Origin of the sequence: Mesorhizobium sp. M0618, from assembly GCF_040320765.1 — a bacterium.
Taxonomy (GTDB): Bacteria; Pseudomonadota; Alphaproteobacteria; order Rhizobiales; family Rhizobiaceae; genus Mesorhizobium.
In genome coordinates this window covers 79,912-101,354 of the sequence record NZ_JAMYQH010000018.1, presented here as the reverse complement: position 1 = coordinate 101,354, position 21,443 = coordinate 79,912, and the positions used below count along the sequence as shown (strand labels likewise).

The following is a 21,443-nucleotide window of genomic DNA, read 5'->3' as shown; positions in this document are numbered from 1 at the left end:
CCCAAAAATACCCAAAACTCAATCGCCCCCAGGCCCGCCGCTCCCGAAAGGTGGCGGGGTTTCTTGTTGTCCCGGAACCGAAAACGATGGGGCTAGTTAGAATGCGGCCCATATCGCGTCACGCTGAATTCGGCCCGGCAAACTGGTGCAGCATGCCGTCGACCTCGATACGCAAGTTCGACTATGAGCCGAACACCAGGATTCTCTCGGTCTGGTTTGTAGCCAGCGGGAAGCACTATGAGTTTTTGGACGTACCGGTTGAGACCTTCACCGCGTTCAAAGCTGCCTTTGCCAAGGGCCGATATTTCAACGACCACGTCCGCAATCGCTACCCATTCCGGCTCGTGACATAGAGCTCCAGTTCCAACGGCTCATGTTGGGGCTGATCGTGCCAAGCGACCTGGCGGAAGTCACGCATGTCGAGCCGCTGGCCGCATACCGGGCAAATCATGAAATTCTCTTGATCGTCGGCAGGCTCGCCGTCGTGCTGCTTGCCGGGAATCGGCGGGCCAAGGTCGGATAGTTTCGTCACAGCTATCAAACATTCAATTCGTCTAAAATGTTCCGGAACCATTTTAGCGCGCGCTAATTGAATCGCACTATGCGAGTCAGCGCATGCCTCTGAAGTTCATCAAGCCAATGGAGCCCGAGCTGGTCGACAGGCCACCGCAAGGCGACGAATGGCTTCATGAGATCAAATTCGACGGGTATCGGACCCAGATTATCAAGGATGAAAACGGGATCCGGCTGTTCACCAAGAACGGATACGATTGGACCGGCCGCTATATCGAACTTGCCGGAGAGGCGGAGGCGATCGAGGCGGAAAGTTTCATCATCGACGGCGAGGCAATCACCGTCAACGAGGCCGGCCTGTCCGACTTCCACGCCCTGCAATCAGCCGTCACCCGCCGTAAGCCGTCGCGCGACTTGTATTTGGTGGCGTTCGATCTCCTGCACCTGAACGGACATGATTTGCGCAACATGCCGGTGGAAGACCGCCGCGAAATCCTGCAGGCACTGATTCCAGCCGTCGGCCGCATTCAGGTCAGCAAAGCCATGCCCGGCACCGGCGACGCGGTTTATCACCTGGTCGACAAGGCGGGGCTCGAGGGCATGGTCTCGAAGCGCAAGGACAGCATCTACCGTAGCGGGCCGACGATGAACTGGCGCAAGATCAAGTGCTATGCCGAAAAGGAAATGGACATCATTGGCGTGCAGCGCGAGGCCGGAAAGCCCGCAATGGTGCTCATGGCCGACAAGGGCCAATATGCCGGCGGCGCGTTCGTTGCCTTTAAAGCCGACAAGCGTCGGCAACTATGGGATCGTGTTCAAGGGAAGGTCGGGGGACCAGTTCCGATGGGTCTAAAGAAGGAAAAGGCCGAATGGCTGAAGCCTGGTCTCGTCGGCCGCGTCAGGTTCCTGAAGGGCGAGGAAAGGCTACGCCATGCGAAGCTGCTCGATTACCGAGAGGAGGAATGACTAACGCTGGCGACGAGGGCTCCCCCTGCGGAACAGAACCGTGTGCCTGGCGTTGTGCGGAACATCGGCACGTCTAGGAGAAACGGCATGGTGGCGCCACGCGCGGTCTGGAAGGGCTTTCTGAGGGTCGGTTCCGTGTCATGCGGGGTGAAGATAGTGGGTGCCACAAGCGAGGCATCCAAGATCCACTTCAAGATTTTGAACCGCAAGGACGGTTTACCCGTCAAAAGCGCCTATGTCGATGAAGAGACTGGCGACGTTGTCGAAGCCGAGGATCAGATCAAAGGGTATGAGGCGGACAAGGATGATTTCATCCACGTCGAGCCGGACGAGTTAAAGAAACTGAAGCTTACGTCGCAGCATACACTTGACGTCGATTCCTTCGTTCCGGTTGCCGAGATCGACACACGTTATCTGGAAAAACCATACTACTTGATCCCGGCAGATGGCGCCTCCCTGGAGGCCTTTGCCGTCCTGCGCGATGCGATGGCGAAGAAGCGCGTCGCGGCACGCTCCTGCGTCGTACTCTATCAGCGCGGGCGGGAAGTGTTGATACAGCCGTTTGAAAAAGGGATGCTGCTGACCGAGTTGCGCACCCACAATGAGATGACGTCGGAAGACACCGTCTTCGACGATGTGAAGAGCCCGAAATACGATGCGGATTTGCTCGAAATCGCGGGGCTCCTTATCGACAAGAAGGTGACGAAGTTCGATCCTTCGAAATTCGAGGACACCTACGAGGATGCGTTGATTGCCATGATCGACGCCAAGCGCAAGGGCAAAAAGCCCCCTAAACCGGCGCCGAAACCTAAGGAGAACGTGGTCGATCTGGCCTCGGTTCTTCGAAAGAGCCTCGCCAACGAAGGCATCAACCAAGACCGGCCAAAGGCGAAGGGCCGCAAATCAGCATAGTTAGAGAGGATTGATAGGCCCGACCAAGGAGGGATGGTCATTGGGCTGCTTGTTGATTAGCGTCGAGTTGACGTCGCGACCGACGCGATTGAACTGCAGTTGACCGTCGATGTCGTGGCTGAGAATGTCTTTCAAGTCGTCCTTGGGCGTCGCCGGATCCAGCCACGCGTCATAGTAGGCTTGGTCGAGGATGACCGGCTGCCGATCGTGCAAGTTCTTCATCGGCTCGCCGGCCGGCTCGGTGATGATGGTGCAACTGGTGATTTCGAGGTTGGAATTGTAGGCCCACAGGCCGGCAAACGAGAACGGCGCGTGATCGGGCAAGTAGATGTGCCAAGGGTCTTTTTTGCCATCTGCTGGAGAGATGGTCCATTCGTAGAAGCCGTCGGCGGGGATCAGACAGCGCTTCGACTTGAAGGCATCGCGGAAGGCCGGCGCAGTGTCTATGCCTTCGATCCTGGCGTTGAACATCGCCGCCTTGGGCATCTCCTTCGCCCAGAAAGGAACTAGCCACCAGCGACCCTCGCGGAGCTTGTGGTTGCCGTTCTCGCCGGCGGTGACGAATGGGACTTCCTCAGTCGGGGCGATGTTGTAGCGAGGGGCATCATTGCGACCGGTTTCTGCGGGCGCCGTCAGTCGATATAGCCGGTGGATTTCCGACCAGGTCAGATATCTCGTGTAGCGTCCGCACATGCTCACTCTACCAATTCAAGGAAGAGAAAGTTCTCAGGCACCGCATCGGCAGGCCAATTGGCGCAGCACGCCGCGACGGCAGCCTTGTTGGCATCCATCCAGATTGATGCTGCTGCATCCTCGTCTTCCGTCGGTGCTTCATCGTCCTGAAAGTTGGCATCGTCCCAGCCCTCTAGCGCGAACATTCCATCGGCTGCCTGCTCGGCTGATATTCCCGCAGCGGCAAAGACCGCCCGCGCAGCTTCAATGCCGCGTTGCTGCTCATCGGGCGAAGCGCCCGTTATCTCCAAGCGAAGCTTCATAGCCCGCCTCCTGTGACTTTCCTGCCTGTCAGTGAACAAAATAGGAACAAGAGAGTCAAGAGCCCCTTGACCAAAGAGGAATATGTTCCTCTTTTAGGGCTATGGCGCATGATCCGATCGACACGCTGGGCAAAGCGACCCGGCACAATATGCTTGTGAAAGCAGAGTGCAGTTGCGGCAATGTTCGCTACTGCCGATCGGTCGATTTGATGATGGTCTACGGGGGCGGCGTCGATCCGCTCTCGCTGAAATTCGATTGCAGCCGATGCAAGCCACAGATCAAGATCACTCTTCTAGAGGTGCATCCTGAGCATTTGCCAAAGCGCCTAGTGGTTCACAAGCCGATAAAGGTCGGGGGGAAGATCACCTGGTACACAGAGCGGTTTAGGGGGTAGCAATGGCTAGGTCAAAGCCGTCAAAGCAATTATCGAAGGCTGAAATCGAGCGCTTTCTGATGGCAGCAGAAGCGCTGCACCTAAGCATCGTCAAGCCGTTCATATCTCCGCATTGCGATCACTACAGGCAGACGCGCGTCTTGCATGAGGTACTGTTAAAGGCGGTGCGGGAAGTCACCGGGAAGGAAGTCGAGTTCATCCGGTGGAACACTACTGGGCCAGTGCTGCCGCCTACGGCTGGGTAGGTTGGCGACGGCTTTGCCCCATAGCGGGTCAAAAAAGTTGGCATCTAAATTGCATTGACTGGTATGGGGTGGGCGAGAGCCCGTCGCTTCGAAAATGGAGCGGCGGGTTTACTCTACCAGCTTGGGAGGAGTGGCCGGCGCCTCAGCTTGATGTCGAAGCTTTATCCCCGCCCGAAATACGCCTGGTACCACTCGACGAACCGCCCCACCCCTTCGGTCACTGTCGTCGTCGGGCGGTAGCCGACCGCCTGCTCCAGCGCCGAGGTGTCGGCGAAGGTATCGGGCACGTCGCCGGGCTGCAGCGGCAAGAGTTCGACGATGGCTTTGCGGCCCAGCGCGTTTTCCAGCGCCTCGACATAGGCGGTCAGCTTCACCGGGTTGTTGTTGCCGATGTTGAAGATGCGCCAGGGGGCGCTGCTTGTGGCCGGATCGGGACGGCTGGAGTCCCAGGCGGCATTGCCCGTGGCCGGGCTGTCGCTGGCGCGGATCACGCCTTCGGCGATGTCATCGACATAGGTGAAGTCGCGCGTGTGATTGCCGTTGTTGAACAGCTTGATCGGCGCACCGGCCAGGATGTTCCTGGTGAACAGGAACAGCGCCATGTCCGGGCGCCCCCAAGGGCCATACACGGTGAAGAAGCGAAGCCCGGTTGTCGGCAGCCCGAACAAATGGCTGTAGCTGTGCGCCATCAGCTCGTTGGCGCGCTTGGTCGCGGCGTAGAACTGCAGCGGGTGGTCGGCTGGCCGGTGCTCGGAAAACGGCATGTCGGTGTTGGCGCCATAGACGCTCGAGGTGCTGGCATAGGTCAGGTGCGCAACGGAGTTGTTGCGGCAGGCCTCCAGCATGTTGGTGTAGGCGATGATGTTGCTTTCGACATAGGCGTGCGGGTTTTCCAGGCTGTAGCGAACCCCGGCCTGGGCGGCGAGATGGATCACCCGGTCGAATGCGTGGTCGGCAAAGCAGGCATCGACCACGCTTCTGTCGGCGAGATTGCCGCGGATGAACTGATAGCCCGCATTGGTCTTGCGGCTCGCCTCGTCCAGCAGCCGCAGCCTCGCCTCCTTGATCTGCGGATCGTAGTAGTCGTTGACGTTGTCGATGCCGACGACCTCGTCGCCGCGCTCCAGCAGCCGCTTCGACACGTGATAGCCTATGAAGCCGGCGGCGCCGGTGACCAGAACCCTCATCAGAAGCGCCCATCCGTAACATGCCTGGGGAACAGACCCTTGATGTCGTAGATGACGCTCGGGGTCTTGCAAAGCGCCTGCAGGCCGTCGACGCCCAGCGCGCGGAACTGCCTGTGGCCGACGGCCACGATAACGCCGTCATAGCGCTGATCGGGAATGTCCTTCATGCTGGCTATGCCGAAGGCACGCGCGCATTCCTGCGCGTTGACCCAGGGGTCCCATATGTCGATGCCGGCATTGTATTCCTTCAGTTGGGCAACGATATCGGCGACCTTGGAATTCCTCAGGTCCGGACAATTTTCCTTGAAGGCCGCGCCCATCACCAGAATCCGGCTGCCAACGACAGGTATTCCCTTGCGCATCATCAGGCGGGCCGTCTGATCCGCCGCGTGCTGACCCATGCCGTCATTGATACGGCGGCCGGCAAGAATCACCTCCGGATGATAGCCGAGTTCCTGGGCCTTGTGGGTGAGATAGTAGGGATCGACGCCGATGCAGTGGCCGCCGACGAGACCAGGCGTGAAGCGCAGGAAATTCCATTTGGTGCCGGCGGCTTCCAGCACTTCGGACGTGTCGATGCCGAGCTTGCCGAAGATAAGCGACAGCTCGTTCATCAGCGCGATGTTGAGGTCGCGCTGAGTGTTCTCGATGACCTTGGCCGCTTCGGCGACCGCAATGCTCGAGGTACGGTGTGTGCCTGCCGGCACGATCGAGGCATAGAGCGCATCGATACCTTCGGCCGCTTCCGGCGTCGAGCCGCTGGTGACCTTGACGATCGTTTGCAACCGATGCTCGCGGTCGCCCGGATTGATGCGCTCGGGACTGTAGCCGAGGAAGAACCCCTCATTGTAGCGCAGCCCCGAATGTTTCTCGATCAGCGGAGCGCACACCTCTTCCGTGCAGCCGGGGTAGACCGTCGATTCGAAGATCACCACCGCGCCTGGCGATATGACCTCACCGACCAAAGTCGATGCCATGATCAACGGTTTCAGATCCGGACGATTGGCCCTGTCGATCGGCGTCGGAACCGTGACGATGAAAATCCCGCAATCGCGCAGATCGGCCTTGTCGGTGGTGAATGTCAGCCGCGACGCAGCACTGATCTCCTCGCTGCTGGCTTCCAGCGTATGGTCGTCGCCACGCCTCAGCGCGTCCACCCTCGACTGGTCGATGTCGAAACCGACGACATCCCTGCCGGCACCGAAGGCGACCGCCAGCGGCAGGCCGACATAGCCAAGCCCGATGATCGCTATTTTCCTGGAGGCGAGATCCATCTGCTTCCTGCGCTTGCTATTCCAGAGCCATGCTTCGCATTGGTTATCTCGCACCAAAGCCGGTAAGCATCGTTTTCATTGCCTTGAGGGTTATCAAAACGTCCAACCAAGGCGAAAAGTTTTTTATGTAATAGAAATCATAGTGCAATTTTTCCATAACGTCATCGACGGCAGCCACATGCCCCTGATTTACTTGTGCCCACCCACTTATGCCTGGCCTGACGATATGCCTGTAGCGATAGAATGGCAGCTCAGCCTCGTACCACTGTGACAGCACGACAGCTTCCGGTCGCGGTCCGATCCAACTCATTTCGCCACGCAGGATGTTGATGACCTGCGGCAGTTCGTCGATCCTGGATTTTCGCAGGAAACGCCCGACTCGGGTGATGCGATCATCGTCGTGCCTGGTGATCGCCCTCTCCTTGTCGCTGCCGGCGCCAGCATGCTGCCTCATCGAGCGAAACTTGTAGACCGTGCAGATCTTGCCCCGGTAGCCCATGCGCTGCTGGCGAAACAGCGCAGGACCATCGGAATCCAGCCGGATCAGCAGTGCTATCAACGCCAGAACCGGGGAAAAAACGATAATCAAGACAAGTGCCGAGACCCAGTCGACCGCCTGCTTGATCTTGAGATAGGCTTGGTTCGGATTGAGCGAACCAAGCGTGTTTTCCGACAGGTGCTCGATCTCGACCCGACCGGTCAGCGACTCGCTGACCTGCTTGACGTGGTATACGGGCGTTCCCGAAAGGGCCCGATCCGCGATGTATCGTTCCCATTCCGCGCCAAGATCGGCACGCAGATCAACAACCACGCCGCTGGCTCTTTCGATTATCGTACTGGTCGACTTGATCCAAAACCATTGCACACCCGGTAACGTCTTGAGGCGCTCGACATCTCCGCCGGGGATCACCACGAGCCGGTACGGATCGAGACGCCGCGTCAACAGGCTCAGGCCGAAGTACCAGAGCGTGGACTGCGTGAAACTGGCGGCGGCCTGAAACCGGCTGTACTCGAACCGAAAAAAGAAGATGGTCAGGAAAACAGCCCCGTAGGACAGGGCAAATGTCGGCAAGATGTAACTTGCCGCGGCCACGCCCGGGAAATTTCCGATGCGGCGATAGGACAAAAAGCCCACAAGGTGCGCGATGACCGCAGCGGCCACCGTGACCTGAAGATTGGCCGAATAGATAAATTCAGGATTGAAGACAATCCGGATGATCGCCGGCGCAAAAATCGCGAATGTCAGTCCGCCAAGCAGTTGAAACCGAATCCTGAACAGGAAGTGCCGGCTTCCGACAATAGTCGACGCTGCGACATTCAACGTCTTCCCCCCTTCCCCGAAGCTGCCGTGTCGGCGACAGACCAGCGCGATAGTGCATCTGACCTGATCGCTCACAACAACGAATCGGACGTCTCGCCCCCCGGCGATTCGATACAGTCGAAGACCAAGAGCTACGACAGCGCGGCTGCGCCAGCAAGCATCTATTTCTTAGGTCAACAGTTCGGGAATTGAAAAGCCTGGGCTAATAAAGCGGCTTGATGATCATTACTGAAGATGTCGCAGCGTCTAGGGCGATATAACCGACAATCTATCGAGGTTGGCGGACACCAGACCGGAATCGGCCAGTCACGCCGCTCCGGCCAGTGGCTTGATTGCCCCTGGCCGTTTCTTCGATCGCGCGCTTCAGCCGCGCTTGAGCAGCGTCCAGACGGCCGGCACCAGGCTTGCCGCCAGAGCCACCTTGATCAGGTCGCCGACGATGAACGGCACGACGCCGAACTGCCACGACTTTTCCGGACCGATGAGCAGCGCCAGCCAGGCAAAGCCCATTGCCATCATGACGAATTCGGCAACCAGCATGGCGTTGAAAAGCTTGATCGGATGGCGGTCCCAACCGCGATCCGCCGCCCAGCCGACAATGGCCGCCATGACCACGAAGCCGGCGAGATAACCGCCGGTCGAGCCGAGCATGTAGGCAATGCCGATGCCCTTTTCAGGCGTGCTCTGGAAGACGGGGAAGCCCATGGCGCCCTCGGCCATGTAGAGCAGCAGGGTGGCGACGCCGAGACGCATGCCGAAGGCGGCGGCGATCAGCAGCACGGCCAGCGTCTGCATCGAAATGTCGACCGGCCCGAGCATAACCTTGGTCTTGGCCGACAGGGTCAGCACAAGCGTTCCGGCGATGGCCAGGAAAAGCTGCGTTGCCAGCCGCGCCGCGCCATTTTGCGGCAGAGCCAGAGAAACAAGCGGACGCATCGTAGTTGCAATTGCCATGGTATTTCCCCAATCCGATTGCCGCACACCGATGTTCGCGGCCTCACATCCTCCTATATTGGCTTGCGTGTTATGCGGCAATCGGTTTTGCCGTTTCCCGAAACAAGGCACCGATGCATGGCACTGAAATTCGATACCGGCTTCGACCCCTTCTATGGCCAGGGGGTGAACGTCGCGCCCGATGTCCAGCGCATCACGGCCCGCAATCCAAGCCCTTTCACCTTTCACGGCACCAACAGCTACATAATTGGCCGCGATACGCTGGCGGTGATCGATCCGGGGCCGGATGACGAGGCGCATCTGCGGACCCTGCTCGGCGTGATCGCAGACCGGCCGGTCAGCCATATCTTCGTCAGCCATACGCATCGCGACCACTCCCCGCTGGCGGCCCGGCTGAAAGAGCGCACCGGCGCCCTCGTGCTGGCAGAGGGGCCGCACCGGCCGGCAAGAGCCCTGCATATCGGCGAGACCAATGCGCTCGACGCCAGTGCCGACACGGCTTTCGTCCCTGATGTCGCCCTGCCCGACGGCGAGGTGGTCGACGGCGACGGCTGGTCGATCAGGACGGTTCTGACCCCGGGCCACACCGCCAATCATGCGGCATTCGCGCTGGAAAGAATTGGCGCGCTGGAGGGAACCGGCATCCTGTTTTCGGCCGATCATGTCATGGCCTGGGCAACCTCCATCGTCGCCCCGCCGGATGGAGCGATGGCCGACTACATGGCCTCGCTGGATCGCTTGATCGAACGCGGGGACCGCTTGCTGTTGCCCGGACATGGCGGGCCGGTGACAGCACCGCGCGCTTTCATGCGCGGGTTGAAGACGCATCGCAAGATGCGCGAGCGCGCCATACTGGAGCGGGTCAGAGAAGGCGACCGGACGATCGTGGACATGGTCAAGGCGATCTACAGGGACACCGACCCGCGGCTGCATGGTGCCGCCGGATTGTCGGTGCTTGCCCATCTCGAGGATCTGACGGCGCGCGGCCTGGTTGTGACCGATGCCGCACCGGCCATCGACGGCATTTTCACGCCGGCCGGATAGGCTATCGGCGCCATTCGCTCTAGAACCGGCTGGAGCGCTCTGCTGGCTGAGGCGACTTCAAGCCCTGGCAAGAGCATTCGGGATCCGTTGGAAGACGTGCCGCGGTCTCCAGCGCAACCCGCGAGGCTGTCATAGAGAGGCTCGGCAGCACGTGCTCCTGCAGCAATTTCTGGCGCTCGCGGTCCATATAGTCGTTGAAACCGGCCGTGACGAACGCCAGGGGCACGAAACAGGCGCCGATCTCGCGCGATAAGGTGGCCTCAGGGGCGATCGAGTGGTTGAGCACGTCCGCTCCCATGTTTCGATATGCCAGAGCTTCGGCGGGAGTTGTCAGTCGCGGCCCGTAGCAGTGGGCAGCCACCAACTGCTGCTCGATGCCATGGACGCGGCATTCGGCTGGCCAATGGCGCCGGGCGGTCTCGGCCAACAATGCCGCACATCTTGGACATACGATCTGCTTGCCCGAGCAGTCGAAGCTCTGGCGGCCGGGAAGCAGTGAAAACGGGGTCTGCGTCAGTTCGAGGATATCGGCGTTCACCACCATGTCGCCGGGCTTGATAGCCTTGTTGACGGCGCCAATGGTCGAGCAGGAGAGAATCTGCTTTACACCCGCACTCATCAACACCCAGAACGCGCGGCGATGACAGGAATGGTCGATATGGTCTCGGGGATTGCCGTGCGAATACATGCACAGGGCACGTTTCGTTTTGCCCTCGACGGTAATAGATGCATCGAATTCGAGCAGCTTCCAATTGTCGCTGGGACCGAAAGGCGTTTGGAAACTCATGTCTCGCTGCAAGGTGCGGACGCCATCAACTTCGACATCTTCCGGAAAGGCGAGACCCCAATTCGCCGATCCGGTGATGATCGCCAACCCCACTTGGGGTATGTCCGTTGAATGATCGGCCAGATCGTCGGCTGCATGATGATTGTTGGGCATGTTTTCAGTCTCGCTCAGGATTTTTGGCGAAGGGTCACGACCAGGACAACGACCACGACGATGACGGTCCACAAGGTCGAAATCGCCGCGATGGTCGGGTCGATCTGATCGCGCAGCGACAGGAACATGAGCTTCGGCAGCGTGCTGTTTTGACCACTCGCGACGAAGATCGAAATGACGGATTCGTCTAGCGAGGTCAGGAAGGCCATCAGTGTGGCCAACAACAGACTGATCTGAAGTTGGGGGACAATTATTCCGCCAATGGCTCTCGCCCAGTTTGCGCCCAGGCTGCGCGCCGCCTGAACCTGGTTCCAGTCAAAGCGGGCCAAGGCGGGCAACAACACAATGCACGCGACCGGAATGGCTAGTACCACATGTCCGACCAGGACACCGAACAGCGTTCCGACAAGACGTTGCGCCGCCAGAACAAAGAAGAGACCGATCGCGAGCAGGATCCCCGGCACAATGGACGGGGTGAGCAGAACGCCCTGAATGGTTACGGCGGCCTTTCCGCCGAGCCGGTTGATCGAGATGCCGGCCAGAAGCCCCAGCGGCACTGTGATCATCGCTGTCAATGTGCCGAGGATCAGGCTCGTCCTGAGTGCGGCCATCCATGTCGCCGAACCGAAGAAAGTCTCGTACCAGCGCAACGAGTATGCGCGCGGTGGGAACTCGAGAAGATTGGACGCCGAAAAGGAGAGCGGGACGACGACGAGCGTCGGCAGCATCAGGAACGCCATAACGAGCGCACAAAAGCTCCACAGGAGGATGCGGGCCAGCCTGCTGTCTGGATAGGCTTCAAGCATGGGCTGTGCCGATGCTGCGTCCGGCAATGAGCCGCCGCGCAGCCAGGAACATCACCCCCACCAACGCCATAAGAACGAGGAGCAGAATGCCCAGGACGCTCGCCGAGCCCCAATCCTGGAAGGTCGATAGCGTGCGCTCGATCCGGGTGGAAAGCGGATTTACCTTGCCGCCGCCAAGCACCGCGGGCGTGATGAAGAACCCTATGGTGTAAATGAAGACGATGATCGAACCCGAGAAGATGCCGCCGGCCGAAAGCGGCAGGATGACCGTGCGGATCGTTTGCCCGAGAGTGGCGCCCATGCTCGCCGACGCGCGGACGAGGTTTGCATCGATATCGCGCATCGCCGCATAAACGGGCAGCAGAAAAAGCGGCAGCATGTAGTGAACCATGCCGATCAGCGTTCCCGTGAAATTGTAGACCAGCGGCAATGGCTCAGCTGTCAGGCCTGAACCCGTCAAAGTTGCGTTGATCAGGCCATCGCGCCGCAACAGCACGAGCCAGCCATAGGTGCGCACCAGAATGGAGGTCCACAACGGCAGCATGACGAAGGCCATCAGCAAATTGGCCACCCTTGGTCTGGCGCTGGCCAGGGCGAGCGCCAGGGGAGTACCGAGAAGAATGCAGATCGCCAGCGTGCCCAGGGACAGTTCAAGGGTTGTGACCAGTGCCGACCATGTCAGCCCGCTCGAAAGCACCTTCTCGTAGTTGCCGACGGTGTACTCGCCCCCCGTGGTCAGGAAGGATTGCCGGATGATCCATAGGATAGGCATTATCGCCGCCAGTCCGACGATGAACAGCGCAGGCAGTGAAAGCGAGAGGAAGAACCGCCGCTCGCGTCGCGCGTCTGCCGCGAGCGCAGGATCGGCAAGGACGGTCACGCTACCACTCCCGGTATCGCGTGAACTTTCGCTGCTGGTGCATAGGCGGTCACCCGCTGACCGGCGGCAAGTTCGGCGCAGCCGCTGGCCAGCGCCGCCGGAATGCAGACAAGTATCTCTTGCCCGCCGTCAAGCGCCAGCGTCAAAAGCCAGTTCTCGCCACGAAACGCCTTGGCGCGCAGCGTTCCCTCAAGGGCCACCCCGTCTGGCCCGACGAGCTTCGCATCAAGATGGAAGCATTCCGCGCGGATCATCAGAGCTTCGCGTGACGCATCGGCGCCGTCTATTCTGCGCGCCGAGCCCGGGGCCACAATGTTGGCCTCGCCCATGAACTCCGCGACGAAGCGGGTCGATGGACGATCATAGATCCGCTGTGGCGTATCGATCTGCTGGATGCGGCCGGAATTCATCACCGCGATCCTGTCGGACATGATTAGCGCTTCGCGCTGGTCATGCGTCACATAGATGGTGGTGATCCCCAGATCATCGTGCAGACGCCGGATCTCGTACTGCATGGTTTCGCGCAGGTTCTTGTCGAGCGCCGACAACGGCTCGTCCATCAGCATCACGCGTGGCTCAAAGACGATCGCCCGCGCCAACGCCACCCGCTGGCGCTGGCCGCCGGACAATGCGGCAATGTTGCGCTCCGCCAAACCTTCAAGCTTCACGCGGGCCAAAGTGTCGAGTGCCCTCTGGCGGGCCTCGGCTTTCGGCGTCTTGCGCAGCACCAACGGATACTCGACATTTGCCAGAACGTTCATGTGGGGAAACAGGGCGTAGTTCTGGAAGACTATGCCGATGTCGCGCTTGTTGGGGGCCAGGCGGGTAATGTCCCGATCGTCCAACAAAAGTTTACCGGAATCGGGCCGGACAAATCCGGCCAAAGCCATGAGCAGCGTGGTCTTGCCCGATCCGGACGGCCCCAAGAGCGTGAGAAATTCGCCAGCCTGAATGTCGAGCGAGACATCGTCCAGCGCGACGTAAGATCCGTAGGTCTTGCGCACGCTGTCGATGGTGATCGGGAGCGACTTCATCATGTGCTTCAGCCTTAAAGCTGAGACTCAGCGGGCCATCATCTCATCGAAGGTTTTTTGAGCAGCTTCGCCATTCTTGACCCACCAGTCCGCATTCGAAAACACCGAAGTGCCGGCATTTTCAGGCGCGGTCGCAAGGGTCTTCAGACGGTCCTCGGGAATAAGGCCACCCTCATAGCCAGCAGGATTGACCGGGCCATAAGCGATGAAATCGGTCAGCTTCGCCACGCGCGCGGGCTGTGTCATCGCCGCGATGAGTTTCATGGCCGCTTCCTTGTTCGGCGCCCCCTTCGGTACCCCGAGGCAATCCGTACCGATGACGGAACCCTTGAACGTGTAATCGACCGCGCCGCCATCCGCTTTCACGGTTTGGGCCCGCCCGTTCCAGGTAACGACCAAATCCGCCTCGCCATCTTTCAGCAACTGCGCAGACTGAGCTCCCGAAGTCCACCACACCGCGACATTTGGTTTGATCGCTTCAAGCCGCTTGATCGCGCGATCCAGGCCCTCCGGCGTGCTGAGCACGGAATACACGTCGGCCGGTGCTACGCCGTCCGAGAGCAGCGCGATCTCGATCGAGTCCTGTGCATTGGCGCGGAGGGCGCGACGGCCCGGAAATTTGGCAACATCCCAGAACTCCGCCCATGTCTTTGGCGGGTTCTCGCCATAGGTCTTGGTGTTCCAGGACATGACGGTGCCATAGGAGTCGAACGGATAGCAGTAGTCGGACTTTGCGCCATCCGGCACGGCCTTTGGATCGATGATCTTGTAGTCGAGCGGCTCCAGCAGCGACTGTGCGGCGGCCTGCGCGCCCTCCGGTGAGCCCAGGTGAATGACGTCGGTTGTGACCGCGCCCGAGGTGACCTGCATCTTCAGGGCGGCCAAGCCGTCGCTGAGGGTCTCCTCGCGGACATCATAGCCAAGCTCTTTTGCAGCGGGGGCCCACATGGCTTCCTTCATGGCGTTGCCATAATCGCCGCCCGCGGTCGTGATGGTGACTGATTGGGCATAGACCGGCACGGCGGCCGAGAATGCTAATGCCGTCAAGGAAATGCGTAACCAAGACATAGGTTCTCCTCCCTAGAATTTGTTGAGACGCGCTCAAAATGGCCAATTCTTGACAATCGTAACGTTACGATTGCATCCAATTGCAGGAGAGTCAAGCTGCTTTAGCGAGAGCTTGGATTGACCGTGAGGTGGAATTCGGTCACGTAGTGGAAGTCAGCAAATCAGCCGGCGCTTTCGCAAATGAGGTCGGGCGACATGACCAACCTGAAACAGATCGCGGCGGAACTTTCCCTTTCGGTCACCACGGTATCCCGCGCGCTGAAGGATGGGCCGGAGGTTCATCCCGCCACCATCGCTCGCGTCAAGGAAGTGGCGCAGCGGGTCGGCTATGTGCCAAATCATCATGGCTTCGCGCTCAAAACTGGCCGCACGCTGACGATGACAGCAATATACCCGATGGAAACAAAAGATCATCTGTCCGATCTGTTGAAGCTTCCGTTAATCGAAGGCATGACGCTGGCGGCGCGGCAAGCGGGTTATAGCCTATCCATCTACTCCACCACGCCCGATGATGATCCCATCGAGAGTGTGCAGCGACAGCTTCAGGCGGGCAGCACAGACGGACTGATTATCACACGCATGGTCTCGGGTGATCCGCGCGTTAAGCTATTGCTGGATAGAGGCATGCCATTCGTCGCGTTTGGAAGAACTGACCTGGATACAGCATATCCTTATGTCGACATCGACAATGAACAGATTGCCTACGAGGCGACCCGGCGGCTCATGGACAAGGGCTGCCGACGCATTGCGCTGCAACTTCTCGTTCCGGGCGACCAGGCGAGTGCCATGCGTCTTTCCGGGTATGGAAGGGCAATGGCCGAGGCTGGTATTCCGATCGACCAGTCGCTGATCGGTCATGGAATGTTCACCATGGAATCGAGCGCAGCCTGGTTCGATCGCATGCTGGCCTGGTCAGATCCGCCGACGGGCTTGGCATGCGCCAACGAACTGGGCCTTCTGGGGGCATTACACGCTCTCGGCAGAAGAGGTCTCGCGCCAGGGAGTGACATCCACATTGTCACTCGGGACAGCACGCGGCTATCGCGCTTCCTGCCTGCGAAGATCGGCGTTCATTTCGTGGACATAGCGGGTGTCGGACGCAAACTTGTCGAAGTCCTGGAGAGCCGGATCGCCAATCCGATTGGACCGGTCGCGACAGTCTTGTTCAAAGGAGAGTTCCACCCTGGCGAATAGCCTCCCCTGGGTCTCATTCGACCGGAGCGGCGCCAACCTGACCGGCGACTTCCTGGTCGAGTTCCGCGAGAAATTCGGTGATGCGCGCCGCATTGTCGCCGAGGTCGTAGCGGCCGTAGCGGGATGCCGACCGCATGTCGACGATGACCGTGTCGCCATCGTCCGTCACGCGGATCGCCACGTCGGCGGGAAGGCCGATCACGAAGCCCTTGGCGACGGCGGTGATGGTCACCTCGCTTTGCCCGGCGAGATCGGGATAGGGTTCCGACAGCTCCCAGTCGCGCCGGTCGAGCACGGTTTCGACGGCATTGACGACGGTCTCGAACGGCAGGTCGTAGCTGCGTGCGCTGACCAGCGGATAGCTATCGGTCTGCAGCCGCTGTTCCCCAGGCGTCGACGGCGCAAGCACGTTCATATCCTTCCTCCGGTCGCTCACGTCGAGCGCCGGCGGTTCGTCGAAATCCGTCGAGATATCCCTGAGCGGCGGATAGATCGTCGCCCAGTAGGCGGCGACGCCATAGGGTGCGAGCACCAGCAGTGCCAGCAGCGCGCCGACCGTCAGGTCGCGACCGCCGCGGTCGCCGAAATTCCAGAGCCGCGAAAAGGCAAACCCGGCAAACAACAGCGCCATCGCCGCCAGCAGCGCGACAATGCCCAGCACCCACAGAAAGACAGGTGTTTCGACGAGATCGAAGCGATGGCCGACGAAGACCGTCAGCAGCAGCACCAACGAAAAAGCGGCCGTGCGCCGCGACCAGCCGGCCGCCTTCGACGTTTGCCGTTCAGGAATGCTAACCATCGTTTTCCGTGCTGCCCCAACCCGAACGGAGACTTAGTGCCTTTTTGCGATGGCATGAAGCCGAAACATGCACCATCGCGTCAATCCGTCGGCAGGCGATAGTCCTTGAATTGCTGGCGCAAGGTGATCTTCTGGATCTTGCCGGTGGCGGTGTGCGGAATTTCACCGACGAAAGCGACATCGTCCGGCATCCACCATTTGGCCACCTTGCCGTCCATGAAGTCGAGAATGTCAGCCTTGGTCGGTTCCTTGCCCGGTTTGCGGACGACGACCAGCAGCGGCCGTTCGCCCCATTTCGAATGCTGAACGCCGATGGCTGCCGCCTCGGCGACATCGGGATGGCCAACAGCCAGATTCTCGAGGTCGATGGTCGAAATCCATTCGCCGCCGGACTTGATGACGTCCTTGGCGCGATCGGTGATCTGCATGTAGCCGCCGGCGTCGATGTGGGCGACGTCGCCAGTGTCGAACCAGCCATCCTCATCGAACTGCTCCACGCCGGCGCCGCCATAATAGGCACGGGCAACGGCCGGCCCACGCACTTTCAGGCGGCCAAAAGTCTTGCCGTCCCAAGGCTGCTCGTTGTTGTCGTCGTCGGTCACCTTCATTTCGACGCCGAAGGGCGGATAGCCCTGTTTCTGCTGGACATCGAGCCGGGCTTCGCCCTCAAGACCGGCATGGTCCGGCTTCAGGGTGCACAGCGTGCCGAGCGGCGACATTTCGGTCATACCCCACGCATGGATGACCTGGACATCGTAGTTCTGCTGGAACTTGGTCATGATCGCGCGCGGGCACGACGAGCCGCCGATGACAACCTTGTTCAGATAGGGAAGCTTCTTGCCGGTCTCCTCCAGATGCTGCAGCAGCATCATCCAGACGGTCGGCACGGCGGCGCTGAAGGTCACCTTCTCGGTGTCGAGCAATTCATAGATCGAGGCGCCATCCATCTTGCAGCCGGGCATGACCAGCTTGGCACCGATCATCGGCCCGCTCTGGCCAAGGCCCCAGGCATTGGCGTGAAACATCGGCACGACAGGCAGGATCGTATCGCGCGACGACAGTCCCATGGCGTCGGGCATGGCAGCGATCATGGCGTGCAGCACGTTCGAACGATGGCTGTAGACGACGCCCTTGGGATCGCCCGTGGTCCCGGACGTGTAGCACATGCCGGCGGCGGTGCTTTCGTCGAAGGTCTTCCAGGCGAAGTCGCCATCCGCCTCGTCAAGCCAGTCTTCATAGGCGACCGCGTTGGGCAATGTCGTCGGCGGCATATGCGCCCTGTCGGTCAGCACGATCACCTGTTTCAGCGATTTTACGGCGCCGGCGATTTTCTCGAGCAGCGGCACGAAGGTCAGGTCGACGAAGACTGCCTTGTCCTCGGCATGGTTCATGATCCAGACGATCTGCTCGGGAAACAGCCGCGGATTGAGCGTGTGGTAGATGGCGCCGATGCCCATGATGCCGTACCAGGCCTCGATATGGCGTGCGGTGTTCCAGGCCAGCGTCGCGATGCGGTCGCCCAGCCCATAGCCGTCGCGCTCCAGCCGCTGGGCGACCTTCAGGGCACGACGATGGATGTCGGCGTAAGTGGTACGCACGATCGGCCCCTCGATCGAGCGCGTCACGATCTTACGCACGCCATGCTGCCGCTCGGCATTGTCGATGAGCTTATGGCAAAGCAGCGGCCATTCCTGCATCAGTCCCAGCATTCGGTCCTCCCTCACGCTTTTGCGTTGTGCTTTTCGGGCTATTGTGGAGCGAACCGGCCGATTGTCCAGCCGCCAGCACCACCCAGCGCCGCATTGGTGGAAAACCGCCACAATCCGGCCATCGTCCGCGTTAAGTTTCGTTAACGGGCAAAGGGGTGCGATTGGCGACTGAAAGAGGTTCGCATGGACGCGCAGCTCGACGACAAGGCTCTCGAGAGTACGCTTGCCGAAAGTCTGGCCGATGTGGTGCCGGACACAAAGACTGTTTCCGAAGATGAATTTGTTGAAGTTGTCGGCGGCGCGCTGGAAGCGGTCGGCGGCACGCTGCTGTTCAAGATGTGCGTCCAGAATCAGGGCGAGGACCAGCACGTCGCAGCCGCGTCAGTCGGCGATGGCGGAAACCGCCAGTTCCTGCTGCTCACCTTGCCTACCGGCGGCGGTTCCTTGAAGGTCGAGACCGTATCGAGAAGCAGCAACCCGGTCGCCGGGATCGCTGCCGCCTATGCCGGTCTCATGGACGTGTTCAAGGCCGCTGCCTGACAGCTGACGACAAGTATCTCGAGGGTTCCAAGGCGCGATCCATCGGCGTCGGCCCGGCAAGTTTTGCGTACTGGATGGCGATAGCGGCTTGCACAATGCGCTTGCGCGACACACCTTAAAGTCGACGCAAGGAGAGCCCCCGCATGGATCAGATCGCCAACCCCGCACCCGGTTTCCAACGCAACCCGGACAAAATCATCACCATCGAGTCCTATGCCGGCACCGTTACCGTGCGTGCCGGAGACGTGGTCATCGCTTCAACAGCGAAGGCCAAGGTGCTGACCGAGGCCCCCTATCCGGCGGCGTTCTACATTCCGTTCGCCGACATCGATTTCGGCAAGCTCGGCCGCACCGACCACTCGACCCATTGCCCCTACAAGGGCGATGCAAGCTATTGGAGCGTGCTGCCTGCCGGGGAAACCGGCCAGAACGCCATGTGGGCCTATGAGCGGCCTTTCGACGAGATGGCTGAGATCCGCAACCACGGCGCATTCTATGCCAGCAAGGTCACGATCGAAGCCAAACCGGACTGAGCCGACGCCGAAGGCATCGAGCTCCGCTCGGCTGGCCACTCACTCCGTCGTGCCGTTGTTGCCGATGCCTTCGGCATCGTCGAGCCGCACGAAGGTCAAGCCCTTGGCCTTGAGCGCCAGCAGCCCCTGCACCACGCCTTCGCCGGCCGCATGGGTCGGCTGGTTGATGTGCGAGATGATGACGTCGCCGTCCTTGGCCGCCGCGATGCGCCGGGCGGTTTCCTTGGCGCCGAGCAAAGAGCCACCGTCGCCGTTTATCGAGAAACCCGCGACCTTGAAGCCAAGCTTGCGGATCATGGCGATTGCCGACGGGCTGTATTCGGCGGTTGCGCCACGGAACCATTTCGGTGCCGGCTCGCCGGTCCCGGCAAGAGCGGCGGCTCCCGATTCGACCTCGGCCAGCACCGCGTCCGGGCTGCCGGCACTGCGGATGCCATAGATTTTCCGCGGCGTGTCGACCGCCGGAATGTGGTGGCCGCCGTGATTTTCCAGTTCGAACAGATCGGGATGCGCCCGCATGATCTCGACGGCGGCGGCATTTCGCTTCAGCCAGATGCCGGTGACGAAAATGGTGGCGGGGATCTTATTGTCCACCAATGCCGAAAGGATCCGGTTGTCGGTCTGTCCACCGCACGCGTCGAGCGTAAGCGCCACACGGCCGGCTCCGCTCGCCTGCGACTTGATGTGCAGCGTCGGCTCGACGAGCGGCGCGGCATGGCTGGCGGATGCCATCGCCCACGACATGGCGATCATACAGAGATTTTTTTGCAGCAGGCGCATCAAACCGATTCCCGGACCCGTCATTTCAAGCAGGCATCCCAACGACCCGCATGAAGGCGGAAATCGGGATGATGCATAGCTGAAAAGCGCTCCGCGACAATGTGACCGTTCCTGTGGGCGACAGGTCATTCCACCGCGTCGAGAGCGGTCGTGCATGCGGCGCATGATCTCAGATGGCGCGTTCCAGCTTCATTTCGGTGCGCGAAAGAACCTCGCGCACCGCATCGACCACAGGCTTGACCTCTAGGCCCCAGACGCAGCATGCTTTGCTCGGATCCGGCGCGCGGCAGAGGTTTTCGGCCATGCAGGCGCAAGGCATCGGCGGCTGGAGCGAGATGCTGGGCACGCCGACGGGCCCCCAGCGCGACGGCTCCGTCAGACCGAACAATCCGACAACCGGGGTTCCGGTGGCTGCGGCCATGTGCATCGGGCCGCTCTCATTGCCGAGAAACAGCCGAGCCTGTTTCAGCAACGCCAGCAGGCTTTCAAGCGACAGGTCACCGACGAGATTGACGACCGAGGGCGCGGTTCTGGCGACGATACGTTCGGCGATCTCGCGCTCGTCCGGGCCGCCCACCAAGACGACATCCAGGCTGGTCTCGCCGGCAATCTCGACGATCACTGCTGCAAACCGCTCCGGCTGCCAACGTCGGCCCTCGAAGCTTGCACCCGCATGCACGGCGATGAATGCGTTTGGCCGCAGATGGTGCTTACCCAGCAGCGCCAATGCTTTCGCCGTCTCCGATGGCAGCGGCTGAAGGTTCGGAATCACCGTGCGAAGTTCGATGCCGAGCGCTTCGAGCGGCGAGAGGTAGCGGTACAGGAAATGCTGACCATCAAAGCCGTAGGGCTTGGCAAAGACATTGGCGGGTTGCCGCTCCAACATACGCAAGGGTCTTTCGGAAGGATTGTAACCGACACGGGTCTTGGCGTTGACGAGCCCGGTGACCATGCGCGACGTCTTCGAATCGGTCAGGTCGATGGTCAGGTCGAAACGGAAGCGGCGTAACGCCCGCACCATGGCGTAGAGCTCCTTCCCGCGCTCCAAGGGCGTTCCGCGCATGCGGTCGCGCCTGAATGCGACCACCTCGGAAGCGATACCATGGGCCATGACGAAGCTCTCGAAGCGGGCCTCGCACAGAAAGACGATGCTGGCGCCGGGGAATTCGAGCCGCAGGTTTTTGGCGAGCGCCGAGGCGAGGACGAGATCGCCTATGAACTTAGTTTGGATGACCAGGATCGAGTGGAACGGCGCGGGAGAAATCTGCAGCATCTGTTTCCGGGAGCAATTTGCGGATGGCCGCAAATTGGGCAGGAACAATGTCGAGATTACGCGACGCCGCCAGCACGTTCG

At 60.5% G+C, this 21,443-nt stretch carries 24 protein-coding genes; 9 read left to right on the top strand and 15 right to left on the bottom strand.

What is annotated here, in order from left to right; genetic code table 11:
* Nucleotides 1-86 precede the first annotated feature (86 nt).
* From NKJ04_RS19905 to ku, 4 genes are all read left to right on the top strand, one after another.
* Nucleotides 87-353, top strand: coding sequence for a KTSC domain-containing protein (locus NKJ04_RS19905; protein WP_352677167.1), 267 nt, complete (start codon nucleotides 87-89; stop codon nucleotides 351-353).
* A 35-nt stretch (nucleotides 354-388) separates the two neighbouring features.
* Entirely contained in the window at nucleotides 389-523 is a 135-nt protein-coding gene (locus NKJ04_RS19900) for a hypothetical protein (protein WP_352550755.1), read from the top strand.
* Between the two features lie 92 nt (nucleotides 524-615).
* Entirely contained in the window at nucleotides 616-1,479 is an 864-nt protein-coding gene (locus NKJ04_RS19895) for an ATP-dependent DNA ligase (RefSeq protein WP_352550757.1), read from the top strand.
* Nucleotides 1,480-1,566: 87 nt separating this feature from the next.
* Complete coding sequence (gene ku, locus NKJ04_RS19890; protein WP_352550759.1) at nucleotides 1,567-2,391, top strand: non-homologous end joining protein Ku; 825 nt, start codon at nucleotides 1,567-1,569, stop codon at nucleotides 2,389-2,391.
* Here the strand turns inward: ku and NKJ04_RS19885 are convergent, their stop codons facing one another.
* Nucleotides 2,392-3,084, bottom strand: a complete 693-nt coding sequence (locus NKJ04_RS19885) for an SOS response-associated peptidase (RefSeq protein WP_128305897.1) — start codon at nucleotides 3,082-3,084, stop codon at nucleotides 2,392-2,394.
* 2 nt (nucleotides 3,085-3,086) lie between these two features.
* Nucleotides 3,087-3,386 (bottom strand): hypothetical protein, encoded by a 300-nt coding sequence (locus NKJ04_RS19880; protein WP_128305896.1) that lies wholly within the window; start codon nucleotides 3,384-3,386, stop codon nucleotides 3,087-3,089.
* A 397-nt stretch (nucleotides 3,387-3,783) separates the two neighbouring features.
* On the opposite strand from NKJ04_RS19880, the gene NKJ04_RS19875 reads away from it, so the two are divergent.
* Nucleotides 3,784-4,026: a hypothetical protein gene (locus NKJ04_RS19875; RefSeq protein WP_352550762.1), complete on the top strand. Its 243-nt coding sequence runs from the start codon at nucleotides 3,784-3,786 to the stop codon at nucleotides 4,024-4,026.
* Between the two features lie 161 nt (nucleotides 4,027-4,187).
* Here NKJ04_RS19875 and NKJ04_RS19870 read toward each other — a convergent pair whose 3' ends face one another.
* The 4 genes from NKJ04_RS19870 to NKJ04_RS19855 form a co-directional block, all read right to left on the bottom strand.
* The gene (locus NKJ04_RS19870; protein ID WP_352677141.1) at nucleotides 4,188-5,213 is read right to left on the bottom strand and encodes an NAD-dependent epimerase; all 1,026 of its coding nucleotides are present in this window, start codon (nucleotides 5,211-5,213) and stop codon (nucleotides 4,188-4,190) included.
* A complete protein-coding gene (locus NKJ04_RS19865; protein ID WP_352677140.1) occupies nucleotides 5,213-6,487 on the bottom strand; it encodes a nucleotide sugar dehydrogenase in 1,275 nt (424 codons plus the stop codon). Before NKJ04_RS19865 ends, NKJ04_RS19870 begins: the two co-directional genes overlap by 1 nt.
* A gap of 43 nt (nucleotides 6,488-6,530) precedes the next feature.
* Complete coding sequence (locus tag NKJ04_RS19860; RefSeq protein WP_352677139.1) at nucleotides 6,531-7,808, bottom strand: sugar transferase; 1,278 nt, start codon at nucleotides 7,806-7,808, stop codon at nucleotides 6,531-6,533.
* A gap of 363 nt (nucleotides 7,809-8,171) precedes the next feature.
* Nucleotides 8,172-8,762, bottom strand: coding sequence for a biotin transporter BioY (locus tag NKJ04_RS19855; RefSeq protein ID WP_352442759.1), 591 nt, complete (start codon nucleotides 8,760-8,762; stop codon nucleotides 8,172-8,174).
* Between the two features lie 117 nt (nucleotides 8,763-8,879).
* On the opposite strand from NKJ04_RS19855, the gene NKJ04_RS19850 reads away from it, so the two are divergent.
* Nucleotides 8,880-9,806, top strand: a complete 927-nt coding sequence (locus NKJ04_RS19850; protein WP_128302518.1) for an MBL fold metallo-hydrolase — start codon at nucleotides 8,880-8,882, stop codon at nucleotides 9,804-9,806.
* Between the two features lie 19 nt (nucleotides 9,807-9,825).
* On the opposite strand, the gene NKJ04_RS19845 is transcribed toward NKJ04_RS19850, so the two are convergent.
* Genes NKJ04_RS19845 through NKJ04_RS19825 form a run of 5 tightly spaced genes read right to left on the bottom strand, consistent with a single transcriptional unit; the run spans nucleotide 9,826 to nucleotide 14,534 of the window.
* Nucleotides 9,826-10,746: a phosphorylase family protein gene (locus NKJ04_RS19845; RefSeq protein ID WP_128302517.1), complete on the bottom strand. Its 921-nt coding sequence runs from the start codon at nucleotides 10,744-10,746 to the stop codon at nucleotides 9,826-9,828.
* Between the two features lie 14 nt (nucleotides 10,747-10,760).
* Nucleotides 10,761-11,552: an ABC transporter permease gene (locus tag NKJ04_RS19840; RefSeq protein WP_352677138.1), complete on the bottom strand. Its 792-nt coding sequence runs from the start codon at nucleotides 11,550-11,552 to the stop codon at nucleotides 10,761-10,763.
* Complete coding sequence (locus NKJ04_RS19835) at nucleotides 11,545-12,432, bottom strand: ABC transporter permease (protein ID WP_352442760.1); 888 nt, start codon at nucleotides 12,430-12,432, stop codon at nucleotides 11,545-11,547. Before NKJ04_RS19835 ends, NKJ04_RS19840 begins: the two co-directional genes overlap by 8 nt.
* Nucleotides 12,429-13,466 carry an ABC transporter ATP-binding protein gene (locus NKJ04_RS19830; protein WP_128302533.1) on the bottom strand — a complete coding sequence of 346 codons (1,038 nt, stop codon included), beginning with the start codon at nucleotides 13,464-13,466 and terminating at the stop codon, nucleotides 12,429-12,431. Before NKJ04_RS19830 ends, NKJ04_RS19835 begins: the two co-directional genes overlap by 4 nt.
* 27 nt (nucleotides 13,467-13,493) lie before the next feature.
* Nucleotides 13,494-14,534, bottom strand: coding sequence for an ABC transporter substrate-binding protein (locus tag NKJ04_RS19825; RefSeq protein ID WP_023808560.1), 1,041 nt, complete (start codon nucleotides 14,532-14,534; stop codon nucleotides 13,494-13,496).
* Nucleotides 14,535-14,729: 195 nt separating this feature from the next.
* Here NKJ04_RS19825 and NKJ04_RS19820 point away from each other — a divergent pair, with 195 nt between their 5' ends.
* Nucleotides 14,730-15,728: a LacI family DNA-binding transcriptional regulator gene (locus NKJ04_RS19820; RefSeq protein WP_352550777.1), complete on the top strand. Its 999-nt coding sequence runs from the start codon at nucleotides 14,730-14,732 to the stop codon at nucleotides 15,726-15,728.
* Nucleotides 15,729-15,741: 13 nt separating this feature from the next.
* Here NKJ04_RS19820 and NKJ04_RS19815 read toward each other — a convergent pair whose 3' ends face one another.
* Both NKJ04_RS19815 and NKJ04_RS19810 read right to left on the bottom strand, forming a co-directional pair.
* Nucleotides 15,742-16,527, bottom strand: coding sequence for a DUF1499 domain-containing protein (locus NKJ04_RS19815; RefSeq protein ID WP_023808562.1), 786 nt, complete (start codon nucleotides 16,525-16,527; stop codon nucleotides 15,742-15,744).
* A gap of 80 nt (nucleotides 16,528-16,607) precedes the next feature.
* Nucleotides 16,608-18,236 (bottom strand): fatty-acid--CoA ligase, encoded by a 1,629-nt coding sequence (locus NKJ04_RS19810; protein ID WP_352550778.1) that lies wholly within the window; start codon nucleotides 18,234-18,236, stop codon nucleotides 16,608-16,610.
* A 183-nt stretch (nucleotides 18,237-18,419) separates the two neighbouring features.
* Between NKJ04_RS19810 and NKJ04_RS19805 the strand changes: the two genes are divergently transcribed.
* Together NKJ04_RS19805 and NKJ04_RS19800 are read left to right on the top strand one after the other, a co-directional pair.
* The gene (locus tag NKJ04_RS19805; protein ID WP_023808564.1) at nucleotides 18,420-18,776 is read left to right on the top strand and encodes a hypothetical protein; all 357 of its coding nucleotides are present in this window, start codon (nucleotides 18,420-18,422) and stop codon (nucleotides 18,774-18,776) included.
* A gap of 143 nt (nucleotides 18,777-18,919) precedes the next feature.
* Entirely contained in the window at nucleotides 18,920-19,309 is a 390-nt protein-coding gene (locus NKJ04_RS19800; protein ID WP_352550780.1) for a DUF427 domain-containing protein, read from the top strand.
* A gap of 39 nt (nucleotides 19,310-19,348) precedes the next feature.
* Here NKJ04_RS19800 and NKJ04_RS19795 read toward each other — a convergent pair whose 3' ends face one another.
* Nucleotides 19,349-20,089 (bottom strand): polysaccharide deacetylase family protein, encoded by a 741-nt coding sequence (locus NKJ04_RS19795; RefSeq protein WP_352677137.1) that lies wholly within the window; start codon nucleotides 20,087-20,089, stop codon nucleotides 19,349-19,351.
* Nucleotides 20,090-20,258: 169 nt separating this feature from the next.
* Nucleotides 20,259-21,362 carry a glycosyltransferase family 9 protein gene (locus NKJ04_RS19790; protein WP_352677136.1) on the bottom strand — a complete coding sequence of 368 codons (1,104 nt, stop codon included), beginning with the start codon at nucleotides 21,360-21,362 and terminating at the stop codon, nucleotides 20,259-20,261.
* Nucleotides 21,363-21,443 lie beyond the last annotated feature (81 nt).

Coding starts and splice junctions, on each gene's coding strand:
- NKJ04_RS19815 (WP_023808562.1), bottom strand. CDS start 16,527: ATGGTTAGCATTCCTGAACGGCAAACGTCGAAGGCGGCCGGCTGGTCG.
- NKJ04_RS19875 (WP_352550762.1), top strand. CDS start 3,784: ATGGCTAGGTCAAAGCCGTCAAAGCAATTATCGAAGGCTGAAATCGAG.
- NKJ04_RS19805 (WP_023808564.1), top strand. CDS start 18,420: ATGGACGCGCAGCTCGACGACAAGGCTCTCGAGAGTACGCTTGCCGAA.
- NKJ04_RS19810 (WP_352550778.1), bottom strand. CDS start 18,236: ATGCTGGGACTGATGCAGGAATGGCCGCTGCTTTGCCATAAGCTCATC.
- NKJ04_RS19850 (WP_128302518.1), top strand. CDS start 8,880: ATGGCACTGAAATTCGATACCGGCTTCGACCCCTTCTATGGCCAGGGG.
- NKJ04_RS19820 (WP_352550777.1), top strand. CDS start 14,730: ATGACCAACCTGAAACAGATCGCGGCGGAACTTTCCCTTTCGGTCACC.
- NKJ04_RS19795 (WP_352677137.1), bottom strand. CDS start 20,089: ATGCGCCTGCTGCAAAAAAATCTCTGTATGATCGCCATGTCGTGGGCG.
- NKJ04_RS19830 (WP_128302533.1), bottom strand. CDS start 13,466: ATGAAGTCGCTCCCGATCACCATCGACAGCGTGCGCAAGACCTACGGA.
- NKJ04_RS19880 (WP_128305896.1), bottom strand. CDS start 3,386: ATGAAGCTTCGCTTGGAGATAACGGGCGCTTCGCCCGATGAGCAGCAA.
- NKJ04_RS19885 (WP_128305897.1), bottom strand. CDS start 3,084: ATGTGCGGACGCTACACGAGATATCTGACCTGGTCGGAAATCCACCGG.
- NKJ04_RS19790 (WP_352677136.1), bottom strand. CDS start 21,362: ATGCTGCAGATTTCTCCCGCGCCGTTCCACTCGATCCTGGTCATCCAA.
- NKJ04_RS19895 (WP_352550757.1), top strand. CDS start 616: ATGCCTCTGAAGTTCATCAAGCCAATGGAGCCCGAGCTGGTCGACAGG.
- NKJ04_RS19865 (WP_352677140.1), bottom strand. CDS start 6,487: ATGGATCTCGCCTCCAGGAAAATAGCGATCATCGGGCTTGGCTATGTC.
- NKJ04_RS19870 (WP_352677141.1), bottom strand. CDS start 5,213: ATGAGGGTTCTGGTCACCGGCGCCGCCGGCTTCATAGGCTATCACGTG.
- NKJ04_RS19800 (WP_352550780.1), top strand. CDS start 18,920: ATGGATCAGATCGCCAACCCCGCACCCGGTTTCCAACGCAACCCGGAC.
- NKJ04_RS19845 (WP_128302517.1), bottom strand. CDS start 10,746: ATGCCCAACAATCATCATGCAGCCGACGATCTGGCCGATCATTCAACG.
- NKJ04_RS19855 (WP_352442759.1), bottom strand. CDS start 8,762: ATGGCAATTGCAACTACGATGCGTCCGCTTGTTTCTCTGGCTCTGCCG.
- NKJ04_RS19905 (WP_352677167.1), top strand. CDS start 87: ATGGGGCTAGTTAGAATGCGGCCCATATCGCGTCACGCTGAATTCGGC.
- ku (WP_352550759.1), top strand. CDS start 1,567: ATGGTGGCGCCACGCGCGGTCTGGAAGGGCTTTCTGAGGGTCGGTTCC.
- NKJ04_RS19840 (WP_352677138.1), bottom strand. CDS start 11,552: ATGCTTGAAGCCTATCCAGACAGCAGGCTGGCCCGCATCCTCCTGTGG.
- NKJ04_RS19825 (WP_023808560.1), bottom strand. CDS start 14,534: ATGTCTTGGTTACGCATTTCCTTGACGGCATTAGCATTCTCGGCCGCC.